Below are 14,407 nucleotides of genomic sequence, written 5' to 3' on the forward strand. Positions count from 1 at the left end.
TAAAAGGAGGAGCTAAATGAGCAATCAAAAAGACACTAAAGCACTAGTTACATCGGCTATGTTAGTAGCTTTAACCGTTGTTATATTTGCCCTAGGTAGATTTCTACCTGTTGTTGATTTAATAGCTATGTTTGTGGCCCATATACCAATAGTATTAATATACTTAAAATATGGTCCAAAGTATGCTTTAATAGGGGCTGCAGCGGCTACAGCTATAATATCAATTTCATTAGGAATAGTCCAGGGGATGAGCTTCATTACATTAAGTGGAGTTATAGGGGTAATTCTAGGATTTTGTATATCGAAAAAATATAATACTGTTGTAACCATAATAGTTCTAGGGATGAGTAACCTTGTATTGTTTGGGCTATTTATTAAAATATCTCAAGTAATTACAGGTGTTGATTTAATATCTAATTATATTGATTTAACTATAGGTATGTTTGAACAAAACATAAATGTATTAAAGGGTGCTGGGGTACCGGTTGATATGATTCCATATGGGAACAACCTAAGTGAGGTTAGAGATTTAATAGGTCTTGCCTTTCCTGGGTTTATGATTATAGGATCAGCTGCTTCAGGTATTATATGGTATAGCTTAACTCAGAAAGTTTTAATAAGGCTAAAAATAAATATAGAGCCTATTAGAAGATTTAGTACATGGTTTATTCCATCAAAGGTAGCCTTTCCAGTAATGATATTAGTACTTATTAATATGTTTACTGGTGGAGAAGAGTTAAATCCATTTGGATTTGCTATTAGGTTAGTATTTGTTATTTTATTTGTGGTTAATGGGCTAGCGGTTATTGCATACTATTTAATAGATGCAAAATTTAAGCCAGGGGTAGCAGGTTTAATTACAGGAGTAGTATTACTGCTATTACCTAATATTTTGGTTTTTGTAGGATTATTTGAATATGCATTTAATTTTAGAGGTCTAGACAGTAACAGAAGGAAATTGCTTGGAAAGAAATAACTGTCTCCAGAAATAACGGAGGTTAGATATGGATAATAAATTTAAACGGTTTTTACCGAAGACCCAGGTTTATCTAGTAATGATAGCAGCTTTAATAACAGTTGTAATATATTATAATCAGGTAATAGGGGCAATAGGATTGGTAGCCTTTACAGCTTTACTTATCTACAACTTTAAAAACAATAGGATGAGTAGAGATCAATGGGGAAGACTAGTAGAGGACCTTTCATCTGATATTGATCTTGCAGGTAAAAACACACTTTCAAAAATTCCACTTCCACTGGCTATTGTTAACTCAGATTCACAGGTTATTTGGGGTAACCACGGATTTACTGAGATAGCAACTGCTAATATTTACGGTAAGGGAATTAACACCCTTGTTAAGGATTTTCACCCTAAGAGAATAGTTCAACGTAACGAAGAATTTATTAATAATGTTGTTATAGAAGATAAAACATACAATATATTAATTTCTAAGGTGGAAGTTGATCCTAATAAGAAAGAGAATAAATTCCTATTTATACTTTATTTCATTGATAAATCAGAGTATTATGAGCTTCAAAAAGAGCACTATAAAACACAATGTGTTGTTGCACTTATAGAATTTGATAATTACGATGAGGTTACCAAAAGCACAGAGGAGGACAAAAGACCTGCTCTTATAGCTGATGTTGATAAACATATTAACAATTTTACAGCTTCACTTAATGGTGTAATGAGAAAGTATGACGACAATAAATACGTTATTATTATGGAAAATCAATATCTTGATATTTTAATTGAGAAGAAGTTTGACATACTTGATGATGTACGTGAAATTGACGAAGGAAATAAAATACCTGTTACATTAAGTATAGGTATAGGGAAAAATGGTGATACACTTTATGATGTTCATCAACATGCAATAGCAGCTAAGGATCTTTGCCTTGGACGTGGTGGAGATCAGGCAGTTATTAAAGATGGAGATAAACTTTCATTCTATGGAGGAAAGTCACGTGAGGTTGAGAAGCGTACAAAGGTTAAGGCTAGGGTTATGGCCCATGGTCTTGCACAGCTAATAGACCAAAGTCGTGAAATAATTATTATGGGACATGATACACCTGATGTTGATGCACTAGGTGCAGCAATAGGTATGTATAGAGGGTGTAAGCTTCGTGGTAAGAATGCACATATACTGCTTAACAAGGTTAACACAGGTATAGAGAAGATGATTGAACAGCTTATGGTGCATGATGAATACCAAAATGTATTTATTAATAATGATGCGGCTATTCAACTTGTTATGAAGGACCCACTTATAATTGTTGTAGACGTACATAGGAAGAGTTTTGTTGAATTCCCAGACCTACTTGATAGGGTATCCAATATATTTATAATTGACCATCATAGAAAAAGTGTTGACTTTATAGACAATGCTACTATAAGCTATATAGAACCATATGCTTCATCTACATGTGAAATGGTAACAGAACTTATTCAGTATATGAGTGAGAAGCCAACTCTTCTAGAAGCAGAGGCTCAAGCTCTTATGACAGGTATCTATATGGATACTAAGAACTTTGCATTTAAAACAGGTGTTAGAACATTTGAAGCTGCAGGATATCTTAAGAGAATGGGTGCAGATATAATAGAAGTTAAAAAACTTCTAGCTGATGATTTTGAAACCTACGTAGAAAGATCTAAAATAGTATCAAGTGCAAAGGTTGAGAATAGGATTGCTATAGTATCACATACTAGTAACGTTAAGAATTATCTATCTATTCCTCAGGCAGCAGATGAGCTTCTGAAGATAGAGGGGATAGAAGCATCGTTTGTACTTGCTCCTACAGGTAACAATGTTACAATAAGTGGAAGATCCCTTGGTGATATTAACGTTCAAGTTATACTTGAAAGCATAGGTGGAGGAGGTCACATGACTATAGCAGGAGCTAAGTTATATGATACCTCAATTGAAGATGCTAATCGCATACTTAAGGATGCTATTGATAAATATCTTGAGCAGGAGGTAGACAAAGAATGAAAGTAATACTAAAAGCTGACGTTAAAGGAACTGGTAAAAAAGGTGAAGTAATTAATGCTTCAGATGGATATGCAAGAAACTTCTTATTTCCAAAGGGACTTGCAGTAGAGGCTACAACAGGTAATATGAAGTCACATGATCTTCAAAAAGCTGCTGAAGCTAAGAGAAAAGCTGAGGAATTAGATGCAGCTAAGGAACTTGCAAAGAAAATCTCAGATCTTACAGTTAGCCTAAAGGTTAAAACTGGAGATAATGGGAAAGTATTTGGTTCAGTAACGTCAAAGGATATTGCTGAGGCATTAGAGAAGGAACATGGAATTAAGGTAGATAAGAAGAAGGTTGACATTAAGGATGCCATAAAAACTGTTGGAGTATACACAGTAGATGTTAAGGTATACCCAGAAGTAATAGGTAAGCTAAAAGTTAACATAGCATAACAAAAAAGGTTGACCTAAAGGTCAACCTTTTTTCATGAAAATCAGGCTTTTCATGAGGTTTGCCGAGGACCGCTAAAGCTACTGCGCGCCAAGCTAAGCTTGTCACTTGGGTCCTCATAAGGTATGTTCAGCGGGGGCACATGTCCCCCTCGAACATGGATTAAAATTAATTTTAGTTAATGAATATGAAGACTACATCAATTTGTTTGGTGTAGTCTTTTTTATGCTTAAAGTTGGCTATTTGAAGTTGTACAAATAAGCCATGTCTTATTATGTAGGTAATTCAATAGTATGGAAGGTTTAGGTAAGGCTTTGAAAAAGCCTAAAAGCGGGGCTTAAATTAGAATAGGTAAACTCAATTTATATTATGCTGTACAAACTTAAAAGTGTGGATGTAAGGGGGAATATATTTTTTAGTCGAAGGCTAGGGTAATTTTAATATGGTGGAAGGCTTAGTGTATTTAGGTTGCGTATATAGTATTTAATGACTAGGGGGTTGTGATTTGTTAAATATGGGCTTCCATAATTGGAGATTCATTGACATAAAAGGGGGATTGTGATATTTTTGATTTGACGTTATGTTTTGAATAGTATAACGAATTGAAATAGAAATTTATAATAGTAGGTGTTTTATGGAGGCTTTGAGAGATAGACGTGGTTTGGTTTTAGTTATTTTAGGAATTATAGTTGCTGTGGTATTTGTTTTATCCTTTGCTGTAGGTAAGTATCCTATTAGTCCTAGGGAATTAATATTGGGACTTGTGGCTCCTTATATGGAGGGGGTAGATGTAGGCCCTGAGGTTGTAACTATTATTTATAACGTTAGGTTACCTAGGGTTATAGGTGCACTGCTTATTGGAGGTGCCCTTGCATGTGCAGGTGCTGCTTATCAAGGTATATTTAGAAATCCTATGGCGTCACCTGATGTACTTGGTGCTTCAGCAGGTGCTGGGTTTGGTGCTGCACTTGGAATTCTGTGTGGGTTTAGTTATTTTGGAGTTTCAATTTCATCATTTTTCTTTGGAATTATAACCTTAATTGTTGTTTACATAATAAGTGTTAAGGTTAACAACAAGGTTATTGGAATTATATTAGCTGGAATTATGGTAGGATCATTATTTTCATCTGCAACATCCTTTTTAAAGCTTATTGCAGACCCAGATAATACACTTCCAGCTATTACATATTGGCTTATGGGGAGCTTATCCTCAGTAAGTATGGAGGATATAGGGTTTGTTATTCTTCCTATGGTTATTGGACTAGCGCCTATTATTTTTTTAAGGTGGAAGCTTAATATACTTACTCTGTCAGAGCAGGAGGCTAGAAGTATAGGAGTGAATACTAAGATTGTTAGAATGGTTGTTATTACTGGAGCCACATTGATTACAGCGGCCAGTGTTTCTATAAGTGGACTTATAGGATGGGTTGGTCTTGTTATGCCCCATATTGCAAGAATGATTGTTGGACAAGACTATAGATATATGATTCCAGCATCTATTTTACTTGGTGGAGGATTCCTACTTATAGTAGATAATTTTGCAAGAACTATTTCAACAGCAGAGGTTCCAATAGGTATACTTACTGCATTTATTGGAGCGCCATTTTTCTTATATTTAATTATTAGGGAAGGTAAAAAATATGATTAAAGTTAAGGATTTATCATTTTCATATAAAGATAAAGAAGTTCTAGGTGGAATTAACTTTGAAGGGGGAGAGGGGGAGGTTATATGTCTTCTTGGTCCGAATGGAGTAGGTAAAACAACCTTGTTTCAGTGTATGCTTAAGATTTTAAAGCCATCTAAAGGTAGCATATTTATAAGCGGACAGGATATAAAAAATCTTAAGCCTAGTCAAATGGCGAAGCTTATAGCATATGTTCCTCAAAGTCACAACATAGTGTTTAATTATAGGGTTATAGATGTTGTTCTTATGGGAATGACGGTTAATTTAAAAGGGGGTAGCCCCACCTCTAAAGATGAAGAAGTTGCTAAGGGTATATTAAAGTCGCTTGGCATTGAGAGTCTTGCCTATAGAGGGTATGAAAACATAAGTGGTGGGGAAAGGCAGCTTGTTCTAATAGGAAGGGCTATGGCTCAAAACACTAAGCTGCTTATTATGGATGAGCCTACTGCCAACCTTGACTATGGTAACTCTATAAGGGTTATGAGGGAGATAACTTCCCTATCTAAAAAGGGATATACAATTATTATTTCAACCCATAATCCAGAACATGGACTGCTTTACGCAGCTAAGGCCTTAGTTATGCTAAATGGAGTAATAGATTCATTTGGTGAGCCTTCGAAGATTATTAATAGTGAAATGATTAAAAGGATCTACAAGGTAAGTTCTACTATGGTAGACATTGAAGCAGAGGGAAACAATTATAAAGTATGTATTCCACTTTTAGACTAGTGGAGAATATATAATTTTAAGGGGGGAAATAAATGAATTCATTAAAGAAGGTTATAGGAATAATAATAATTTTAGCAGTATCAGTTTCGATTTTTGCTGGATGCAGTAAGGCTGGGACAGGTTCAGCAGATGTTGTATCAATTACCGACTCAAGTGGTAGAGTAGTAGAGATTCCAAAGAAGGTTAACAAGGTTGCTTCAGGTGGAGTAGTTGCACAGGTTTATCTATACACTATGAATCCAGACAAAATGGTTGGATGGGCTAAGGAGCCAAGTAAAATAGAGTCAAAATACATAGATAAAAAGCATTTAGATAAGCCTGTATTTGGTCAGATTTATGGCAAGAATGCAAAGCTTAATGTGGAAGAAATTATAAAGGCTAAGCCTGATGTTATTATAGACATGGGAGAAAAGAAAAAGGGTATTAAGGAAGACCTTGATAAGATTCAAAAACAGCTTGGAATTCCTGTTGTTTTCATAGAGGCAACAATGGATACACTACCTAAGGCATATAGAACACTAGGTGAGGTTATGGGAGATAGGGAAAGAGCAGAGAAGCTTGCTACATATACAGAGAATACTATTAATGAAGCTAAGGAAAAGGCATCATTAATAGCTGAAAAGGATAAGAAAAGAATTTACTATGGTGATGGACAAACAGGACTTGAAATTAACCCTGTAGGTTCAGTTCAAGCAGATGTTATAGAAATTATTGGAGCAGTAAATGTTGCAGATGTAAGTGGAGATAAAAGCTCAGGTGGTAAGGAAGTTACAATAGAGCAGGTAATACTATGGAAGCCAGATGTATTAATGTTTGGTCCTAAAAGCGTATATCCAGGAATTAAGGAAAATAAGGTATGGAAAGATCTTGAGGCTGTAAAGAATGGTAAGGTGTACGAGGTACCTATAGGACCATATAACTTTATGGGTAGACCACCTTCAGTTAACCGTGTTATAGGAATTAAGTGGTTAGGAAATCTTATATATCCAGAGGTATATAAGTATAATATGCTATACGAGGTTCAAGAATTCTATAGACTATTCTATAACTATAATTTAAGTGTAGATGATGCAAGGGAGCTACTTAAAAACTCAAGCTTATTACTAAAATAATTGTTACATATAAGGTATAAAAAATACTGATTAGTATTACTAAATTATCTATATTAAGTCATTAAAAAGGTTGATTCAAAAAATATTTTGAATCAACCTTTTTTATTATTTAAATTCAATTATTGTGCTTATTAGTGAATCCTGTGAGGAGAATCCTTTACCCTTATAGGAATAAATAGGAACAGATAACCTGAATTGATTACCTAGTGTAATACTACTACCTCTATATTCTGTAACAGGATTAAATATTAATGAATTAAAAATCAATTTCGACTGAAATAGCCAGTCAATATATGAAGAAGAAATACCACCACTAATAACATTAGAATCTATAGGTGAATTATTGTTATTATGTGTAATAGGTTCAGTACTAAGGCCACTTAATAATTTAAATTTACCAATTGACTTTGGGGGCATATAATCATAAATACTAGCATTATATAAGGAAGAATGGGAAAGGTTAATATCCCGTACACCGTAAAGAAGAGTATTACTAGGGTCTATTTTAACAGGTGTATATAGTTCGTATACTGGACTGTTATTAGTTGAATTAGGTGCCTTAGATGTAAGACAAGAATAAGCAATATTAACGGTTTTATAACAATCTAAAAAGTGATATTGACTAAGAATCATACTATTTTTATATGTAACACTATCTAGACTCGGTTCGAAATTCATTTTCATAGCATATATAAAAAGGTCAATATCCTCTTTAGGATTATTCATATCACGTCTTATAGCTACAATTTTAGGCTTATTATCTAACCCCTTATAAAGGCAGTAACCAATTACCTTCATATCTAAATTAGAACTATAATCAACAGTGTAATTTATTTGAGGATATTTATTAATTTTTATATGAGTATTAAGTTTATCATATAATTTACTTAAGTTAATATTGTCTCCGGTTATAATAATTTTTCTATCAAAATTAGATTGCATATATAAAAAGTTAAAGTTCTTTTCTACCTGTGAGTTATTTAAAAGGTTATAGTCTATAATAACCCCATAGTCATTTTCTACCTTAGCTATTTGATTAGGTTTAGTAGGATTAACTTTAACTTGTAAAACCTTATTATCTACGTCGATTTCCCTATAATTATTAGAGGAAAATTCATTGGTTATATATAGAATATCCTCAGAGGGAGCTGGAGAGTTGTTGGCAAATACAAGTGGGTTAATTGCTAAAAGTATAATTACAAGCAAAATAACAATAGGTATGAGTATTATCCTATTCTTGATTAGTTTAACCATAATATATCTCCTAAAATATGTATTTATATATATATTACAATATAAAGGTAAAAATTTCAATAATTACGAAGAAAAAATGATAAATTTGTAAAAAGTATATATGAAATATAGATAAATGTTTATTTACTTAAAAGCAAATATTAATCCCTTCAAAATAAATATAATAATAATTATAATCTAGGAATAAGAAAAAAAATAAACCGCAAACTAAAAATATGTTAAAATGTAGATAATACGATTTTTTGAGGAGGGCTATTATTTTGGAACAAAGATTAAGAGTGCCTCCCTTTAATATAGAGGCGGAGCAGCTTGTTTTAGGGTCTATGATTATAGACAAAAATGCTATTGCAGCTGCAACAGAAATCTTAAAGGGAGACGAGTTTTATAAAGACCAGCACAAAACACTTTATAGTGCGATTACATATTTATATGACCATGACACTCCTGTTGACGTTGTAACTATTACTGAACAGCTAAAGACAATGGATAAGACCCTGGAGGATGTTGGTGGTGTTACCTATCTTTCAGAACTTGTAGGTGGAGTTGAAACAACCGCAGAGGAACTTGTTAAGGCACACGCTACTATTGTTGAGGAGAAATTTACACTTAGAAAACTTATAGATTCATCTAATAGTATTATGGAAAAATGCTACGACCAGAATCTTGAGGTTCAGGATATTTTATCAGATGCAGAAAAGCATATATTTAATATTTCACAGAAACAAAACAGCTCAGATTTTGAGCATTTAAGTGGAATTATTGAGAGAAGTTTTGCTGATTTTGAGAAGCTTTATAACAGTAAAAGTGATGTTACAGGTATTCCATCAGGGTTTAGAGATCTTGACTCTAGAACAAGTGGATTCCAAAAAGGAGATTTTGTACTTATAGCAGCTAGACCTTCAATGGGTAAAACTGCCTTCGTACTTAACCTAGCACTTCACGCAGGGCTTCGTGCAGAAAAAAGCGTTGCAATATTCTCCCTAGAAATGTCACGTGAACAGCTAGTATACAGAATGCTTTGTGCAGAGGCTAATATAGACATGCAAAAGCTTAGAATTGGAGATCTTGATGATGAATCATGGATAAGACTTGGCCGTGCATCAAGCCCTATGTCTAGTTCTAGAATATTTATAGACGATACTCCAGGTATTACAATATCAGAGCTTAGAAGTAAGTGTCGTCGTCTGAAAATCGAAAAGGGATTAGATATTATTATTATTGACTACCTTCAGCTTATGAGTGGAAGTCGCAGTAGTGAAAGTAGACAGCAGGAAGTATCTGAAATATCAAGATCATTAAAGGCTATAGCTAAGGAAATGGGAGCTCCAGTTATTGCACTGAGCCAGCTTTCCCGTGCACCTGAAGTTAGAGCAGACCATAGGCCTATTCTATCTGACCTTCGTGAATCAGGGTCTATAGAACAGGACGCTGACGTTGTTATGTTCCTATATAGAGATGAGTATTACGACAAGGAATCAGAGAAAAAGGGAATTGCTGAGGTTATTATAGCTAAGCAGAGAAATGGTCCAACTGGTACTGTTGAACTTGCTTGGATTGGACAATACACAAGATTCCGCGACCTAGATAAATACCATAATGGATAAAAAATGCTCTTTAGAATTTTTCTAAGGAGCATTTTTAACGTCTTTTTCTCATGTGGGTATTAATATTAAATTGGCTAGAATCACTTGAAAAAATATCATTTTGGTTTTCCGCATCAGCAGATCCATAATTTTTTCTATATACATTAGCAGATATAAACATAAGGTTAGCTACAGAAAGTGCAATACTTGCAATAACTTCTATTTCTCGATCAGTTTTGTCTTTTGTTAGCTCAATGGCTAATATAGCTGAAATTATCATTAAATCTTCAGGAGTAAAGTTATCTAAATAATCCATATATCACCTCCTATTTTTAAGTATATTAATAGTTAGCCAATAATATTAGGAATACTTTCTAAGTTATGTGAGAAACCTATAATTACTATTGAAATTTAAGGAGGATTATATGTCTGGATTAGTTGTTATAGGTGCCCAGTGGGGAGATGAAGGTAAGGGAAAGATTACAGATTTTTTAGCCCATAACGCAAAGCTTGTTGTTAGATATCAAGGTGGTAATAACGCAGGTCATACTGTTGAGGTAGGAGATAAGTCATATAAGCTTCACCTTACACCTTCAGGAATTATTAATGATGATTGTTTATGTATTATAGGAGATGGAGTTGCATTTGACCCTATTGCATTTATAGAAGAAATTAGATATTTAGAAAGAGAAGGACTTAAGGTAACTCCTACTAAGCTTGCTGTTAGTGATAGGGCACATTTAATTATGCCATACCATAAGATTTTAGATGGTATTAGTGAAGATGCTAGGGGGGAAAAAAGCATTGGAACTACTAAAAAGGGAATAGGACCATGTTATATGGACAAACACGAACGTAGTGGAATTAGGGTTTGTGACCTTTTAAAGCCAGATGTGTTTAAGGCTAAGTTAATTGAATCTCTTAAAGTTAAAAATAGCATTATTAAGAATGTTTATGGTGCAAAGGAGCTTAGTGTAGATTCTATATATGAAGAATTTATGGGTTATAGAGATATTATAGCTCCATTTGTTAAGGATACTACAGTTCTTGTTTATGATGCACTTAAAGATGGTCATAAGGTATTGTTCGAAGGGGCACAGGGAACCTTACTTGATATAGATTATGGTACATATCCCTATGTAACCTCATCCCACCCAATTTCAGGAGGAGTATGTGTAGGTGCAGGAATTGGACCTACTGCTATTGATTCTGCTGTAGGGGTGTGTAAGGCATATACAACAAGGGTTGGAGAAGGACCATTTCCAACAGAGTTATTTGACAATATAGGTGAACATATTAGGGAAAAAGGATTTGAATATGGAACTACAACAGGACGTAGTAGAAGGTGTGGATGGCTTGACCTTGTTATTTTAAAGTATGCGGTTAGGGTATCCTCACTTACAAGCTTAGCCCTAACTAAAATGGACACTCTCTCTGGTATTAATCCTTTAAAGGTTTGTATTGGATATGAATTAGATGGAAATATTATTGATTACTTCCCAGCATCTCTTGAAGATCTTGCAAAATGCAAACCTATTTATAAGGAGTTTAAGGGCTGGGACGATAATATTGCTAAGGCCAAGGTTTATGATGAGGTTCCACCTGAGGCTATGGAGTATATTGAATTTATTGAAGAATTTACAGGGTGCAATGTTTCTATTGTGTCTGTTGGACCAAATCGTGAAGAAACAATAATTAAAGATAAAGAGTTATAGAATTTTTGGCTGTTGATTTTATTAACAGCCAACTATAAATTAATTTATTTGTTTGTGATATAGAATAAGTTTTGGTTATGTTTATATATTATATTTTGGGGAGAAGTTAATAATTTGCCTGTAAATCTTGTTATTTAACTATTATTTAAGCACTTTTTGGTGTTTAAGTGATACAATAAAAGTAGACAAGTTTATATTACTTAAAAATTAGGAGTTGATTAAAGTGATTTCAGAAGAAGTTTTGGATTTAGCCCGGGAATTAAGGCAGTATATTATTGATATACGCCGAAAAGTCCACGAAAATCCGGAGCTTGGGTTTAAAGAATTTAAAACCTCAAAGCTAATTGAAGAAGAGCTTATAAAAATGGGCCTTGAAGATGTCCATGAGGTAGGAGGAACTGGAGTAGTAGGATTAATTAAAGGGACACTTAAGGGAGATAATAATAGGTGTATTCTTTTAAGAGCTGATATTGATGCCCTACCTATTCAGGAGGAAACTGGAGAACCCTATGAATCTAAGGTTAAAGGTGTTATGCATGCATGTGGTCATGACTCACATATAGCATGGACACTTGGAGCAGCTAAAATGCTAATGCTCCTTAAACACAAATTTTCAGGTTGTGTTAAGCTTTTATTCCAACCATGTGAAGAAGGTGGGGGAATTAAGGCTGTTCAAAGGATTATTGATGATGGAGTAATGGAAAACCCTAAGGTTACAGCATCAATAGCAGGTCATATTTGGCCTAGTTTAAAGTCTGGTGAAATTGGTATTGCTAAGCGTTGTGCTATGGCATGTTCTACTAACTTTAGCATAAAAATTAAAGGTAAGGGAGGACATGGTGCCCTTCCTGAAAACACAATAGACCCTATATCTATGGCACATCAGGTTTATGGTGCTGTTGAATCTATTGTAAGTAGAAACATATCATCACTTGAACCTATAGTAGTGTCTATTTGTTCAATGAATGCAGGTGGAGATAGATTTAACATAATACCAGAACAATGTACTATGAAGGGTATTATTAGAAGTTGCGATCATGAAATTAACCATGGAGTTAGCAAGAAAATAGAATCCCTTGCTAGGGCTATTGTAGAGGCTAATGAAGGAGAAGTTGATTTTTATAGTGAATTATCATACTATCCTGTTATAAATGATGAGAAAATGATAAGCATTTTCTGTGAATCATGTAAGGATATGATGGGCAAGGAAAAGCTTAAGCTTATAGAAAAGCCTTCAATGACAGGGGAAAATTTCTCATGTTTTTCAAGACTTGTACCATCCCTATATGCCTATATAGGAACATATAATGAAAGAGAAGGTGCTGTAGAGGGGCTACATAGTCCTAGATTTAAAATAGATGAAAAGGTAGTGCCATTTGCTGCAGCAATTTTTGCTAGAGTAATAATAGACTATTTAAATAATACAACAGAATAAAAAAAGCCTTAGAAAAACATATTTTTCTAAGGCTTTCTTATTATAAAAATTTGTTAAATGGGCTTTAAGGACCGACTGTTAACCAAAACTGAGGTCCTGCAATACCATCACATTGTAGTTTTTTTAGACTTTGATATTTCAAAAGTGCTGAGTGTGTTTTAGAACCAAATATTTCATCTATTGGACCTGGTTCTAATCTATATTTAGTAAGATGGAATTGGACTGCAGCAACTTCATATCCTCTTGAAATAAATTTGTAGCCAACATATGTATCATATAAAGGATATACATAAATTACATTTTTAAACATATTCCGTGATATTAATTTACTTTTATATTTGCAAGAAAATGTTAAATAAAATTAAAAAAATATTAAACATTTTATAGTTTTTCTGTTAAAATATTTAAAAAAAGGAGGTAACTTTCATGAATTTAAAATTTTTATCAAAATTTATTATTAGTGTTACTATTGTTTTAGTAGCACTAAGTTCAACTGCATTTGCAAATGTAGTAGGTTCACCTGGTGTCCACTATAATCAAATGTCACCTGAAATGAAGCAGGAAGTAGATAACTTAAACCTTTCAACTAATACTATAGGAATATCTGGTAAGTATGTAGAGTATACATATGAAACAGCACCTGATAATGTAAAATTAGATTATGAAGCTAAGTGTAGGGAAGCTGGTATAACCCCACAGCCTGGTGACAAGATTATGGTAAAGGTATTAACTAACAAAAGAAATTATTTAGTAGATACTAACGACATTAAAGTATATAGAGATATGACGAATAGGGTTATGAAGTTTTACTACCAAAGGCTTTGGTATACATTCCCAATAGACAGTACATATGTTGGGTATAATCATATTAGTAGAGGTAAGCAGGTAGCTATGTTACAGTTTCTATTAACTGAGTGGGGATATAACCCAGGGGGAATAGATGAGATATTTGGGTCAAGAACACATAGCTCATTATTAACTTTTCAAGGAAACAAGAGTCTTTCGCAGGATGGTATAGCAGGACCTAAGGTATGGGTAGCATTTTAAATAGTTAATAGGGGTATAATTACTGGGGAGTGATATACCTCCTATTTTATTTTTAGCATAGTTATATATAAAAACTTATTTCACACACATTTTTAGGCATAGAAATCTATATAATTACAAACATATATATTACCCGTTATTATCTGACATTTTTATCTTTAATTTTACTAATTTTACTTTTGAAAAATATTTCAAATTTTTTTTGTAAAAGTGTTGACATAAATTTGAGTTTATTGTATTATAAATCTTGTCGATAGGGCAAATGCCCTGGTGACTAAGGAATATGGCCCCTTGGTCAAGCGGTTAAGACACCACCCTTTCACGGTGGTAACAGGGGTTCGATTCCCCTAGGGGTCACCATATATGGAAGCATAGCTCAGCTGGGAGAGCACCTGCCTTACAAGCAGGGGGTCACA

At 33.7% G+C, this 14,407-nt stretch carries 13 protein-coding genes and 1 tRNA gene; 11 read left to right on the forward strand and 3 right to left on the reverse strand.

What is annotated here, in order from left to right; genetic code table 11:
- Positions 1-16 precede the first annotated feature (16 nt).
- From RR539_RS04650 to RR539_RS04675, 6 genes are all read left to right on the forward strand, one after another.
- Positions 17-976: a DUF2232 domain-containing protein gene (locus RR539_RS04650; protein ID WP_332473621.1), complete on the forward strand. Its 960-nt coding sequence runs from the start codon at positions 17-19 to the stop codon at positions 974-976.
- Positions 977-1,004: 28 nt separating this feature from the next.
- Positions 1,005-2,996: a DHH family phosphoesterase gene (locus RR539_RS04655; RefSeq protein WP_332473620.1), complete on the forward strand. Its 1,992-nt coding sequence runs from the start codon at positions 1,005-1,007 to the stop codon at positions 2,994-2,996.
- Entirely contained in the window at positions 2,993-3,433 is a 441-nt protein-coding gene (rplI, locus tag RR539_RS04660; RefSeq protein WP_332483575.1) for a 50S ribosomal protein L9, read from the forward strand. Before RR539_RS04655 ends, rplI begins: the two co-directional genes overlap by 4 nt.
- Before the next feature lie 632 nt (positions 3,434-4,065).
- Positions 4,066-5,079 carry a FecCD family ABC transporter permease gene (locus RR539_RS04665; RefSeq protein WP_332473618.1) on the forward strand — a complete coding sequence of 338 codons (1,014 nt, stop codon included), beginning with the start codon at positions 4,066-4,068 and terminating at the stop codon, positions 5,077-5,079.
- A complete protein-coding gene (locus tag RR539_RS04670) occupies positions 5,072-5,845 on the forward strand; it encodes an ABC transporter ATP-binding protein (RefSeq protein WP_332473617.1) in 774 nt (257 codons plus the stop codon). The genes RR539_RS04665 and RR539_RS04670 overlap by 8 nt, the downstream gene beginning before the upstream one ends.
- 32 nt (positions 5,846-5,877) lie before the next feature.
- Positions 5,878-6,957 (forward strand): ABC transporter substrate-binding protein, encoded by a 1,080-nt coding sequence (locus tag RR539_RS04675; protein ID WP_332500232.1) that lies wholly within the window; start codon positions 5,878-5,880, stop codon positions 6,955-6,957.
- A gap of 105 nt (positions 6,958-7,062) precedes the next feature.
- Here the strand turns inward: RR539_RS04675 and RR539_RS04680 are convergent, their stop codons facing one another.
- Complete coding sequence (locus RR539_RS04680) at positions 7,063-8,211, reverse strand: hypothetical protein (RefSeq protein ID WP_332473615.1); 1,149 nt, start codon at positions 8,209-8,211, stop codon at positions 7,063-7,065.
- 260 nt (positions 8,212-8,471) lie between these two features.
- Between RR539_RS04680 and dnaB the strand changes: the two genes are divergently transcribed.
- Positions 8,472-9,815, forward strand: a complete 1,344-nt coding sequence (gene dnaB, locus RR539_RS04685; protein ID WP_332473614.1) for a replicative DNA helicase — start codon at positions 8,472-8,474, stop codon at positions 9,813-9,815.
- Between the two features lie 34 nt (positions 9,816-9,849).
- On the opposite strand, the gene RR539_RS04690 is transcribed toward dnaB, so the two are convergent.
- Positions 9,850-10,110 carry a hypothetical protein gene (locus RR539_RS04690; RefSeq protein WP_332473613.1) on the reverse strand — a complete coding sequence of 87 codons (261 nt, stop codon included), beginning with the start codon at positions 10,108-10,110 and terminating at the stop codon, positions 9,850-9,852.
- Positions 10,111-10,219: 109 nt separating this feature from the next.
- On the opposite strand from RR539_RS04690, the gene RR539_RS04695 reads away from it, so the two are divergent.
- Positions 10,220-11,509 carry an adenylosuccinate synthase gene (locus RR539_RS04695; RefSeq protein ID WP_332473612.1) on the forward strand — a complete coding sequence of 430 codons (1,290 nt, stop codon included), beginning with the start codon at positions 10,220-10,222 and terminating at the stop codon, positions 11,507-11,509.
- Positions 11,510-11,750: 241 nt separating this feature from the next.
- Positions 11,751-12,944 (forward strand): M20 metallopeptidase family protein, encoded by a 1,194-nt coding sequence (locus RR539_RS04700; RefSeq protein ID WP_332483574.1) that lies wholly within the window; start codon positions 11,751-11,753, stop codon positions 12,942-12,944.
- Positions 12,945-13,008: 64 nt separating this feature from the next.
- Here the strand turns inward: RR539_RS04700 and RR539_RS04705 are convergent, their stop codons facing one another.
- A complete protein-coding gene (locus RR539_RS04705) occupies positions 13,009-13,254 on the reverse strand; it encodes a peptidoglycan-binding domain-containing protein (protein WP_332473610.1) in 246 nt (81 codons plus the stop codon).
- A gap of 116 nt (positions 13,255-13,370) precedes the next feature.
- On the opposite strand from RR539_RS04705, the gene RR539_RS04710 reads away from it, so the two are divergent.
- Positions 13,371-13,991, forward strand: coding sequence for a peptidoglycan-binding domain-containing protein (locus RR539_RS04710; protein WP_332473609.1), 621 nt, complete (start codon positions 13,371-13,373; stop codon positions 13,989-13,991).
- A gap of 285 nt (positions 13,992-14,276) precedes the next feature.
- Positions 14,277-14,351 (forward strand) — tRNA-Glu (locus RR539_RS04715).
- Positions 14,352-14,407 lie beyond the last annotated feature (56 nt).

Source organism: Clostridium sp., from assembly GCF_036639235.1.
Lineage (GTDB): Bacteria > Bacillota > Clostridia > Clostridiales > Caloramatoraceae > Clostridium_AB.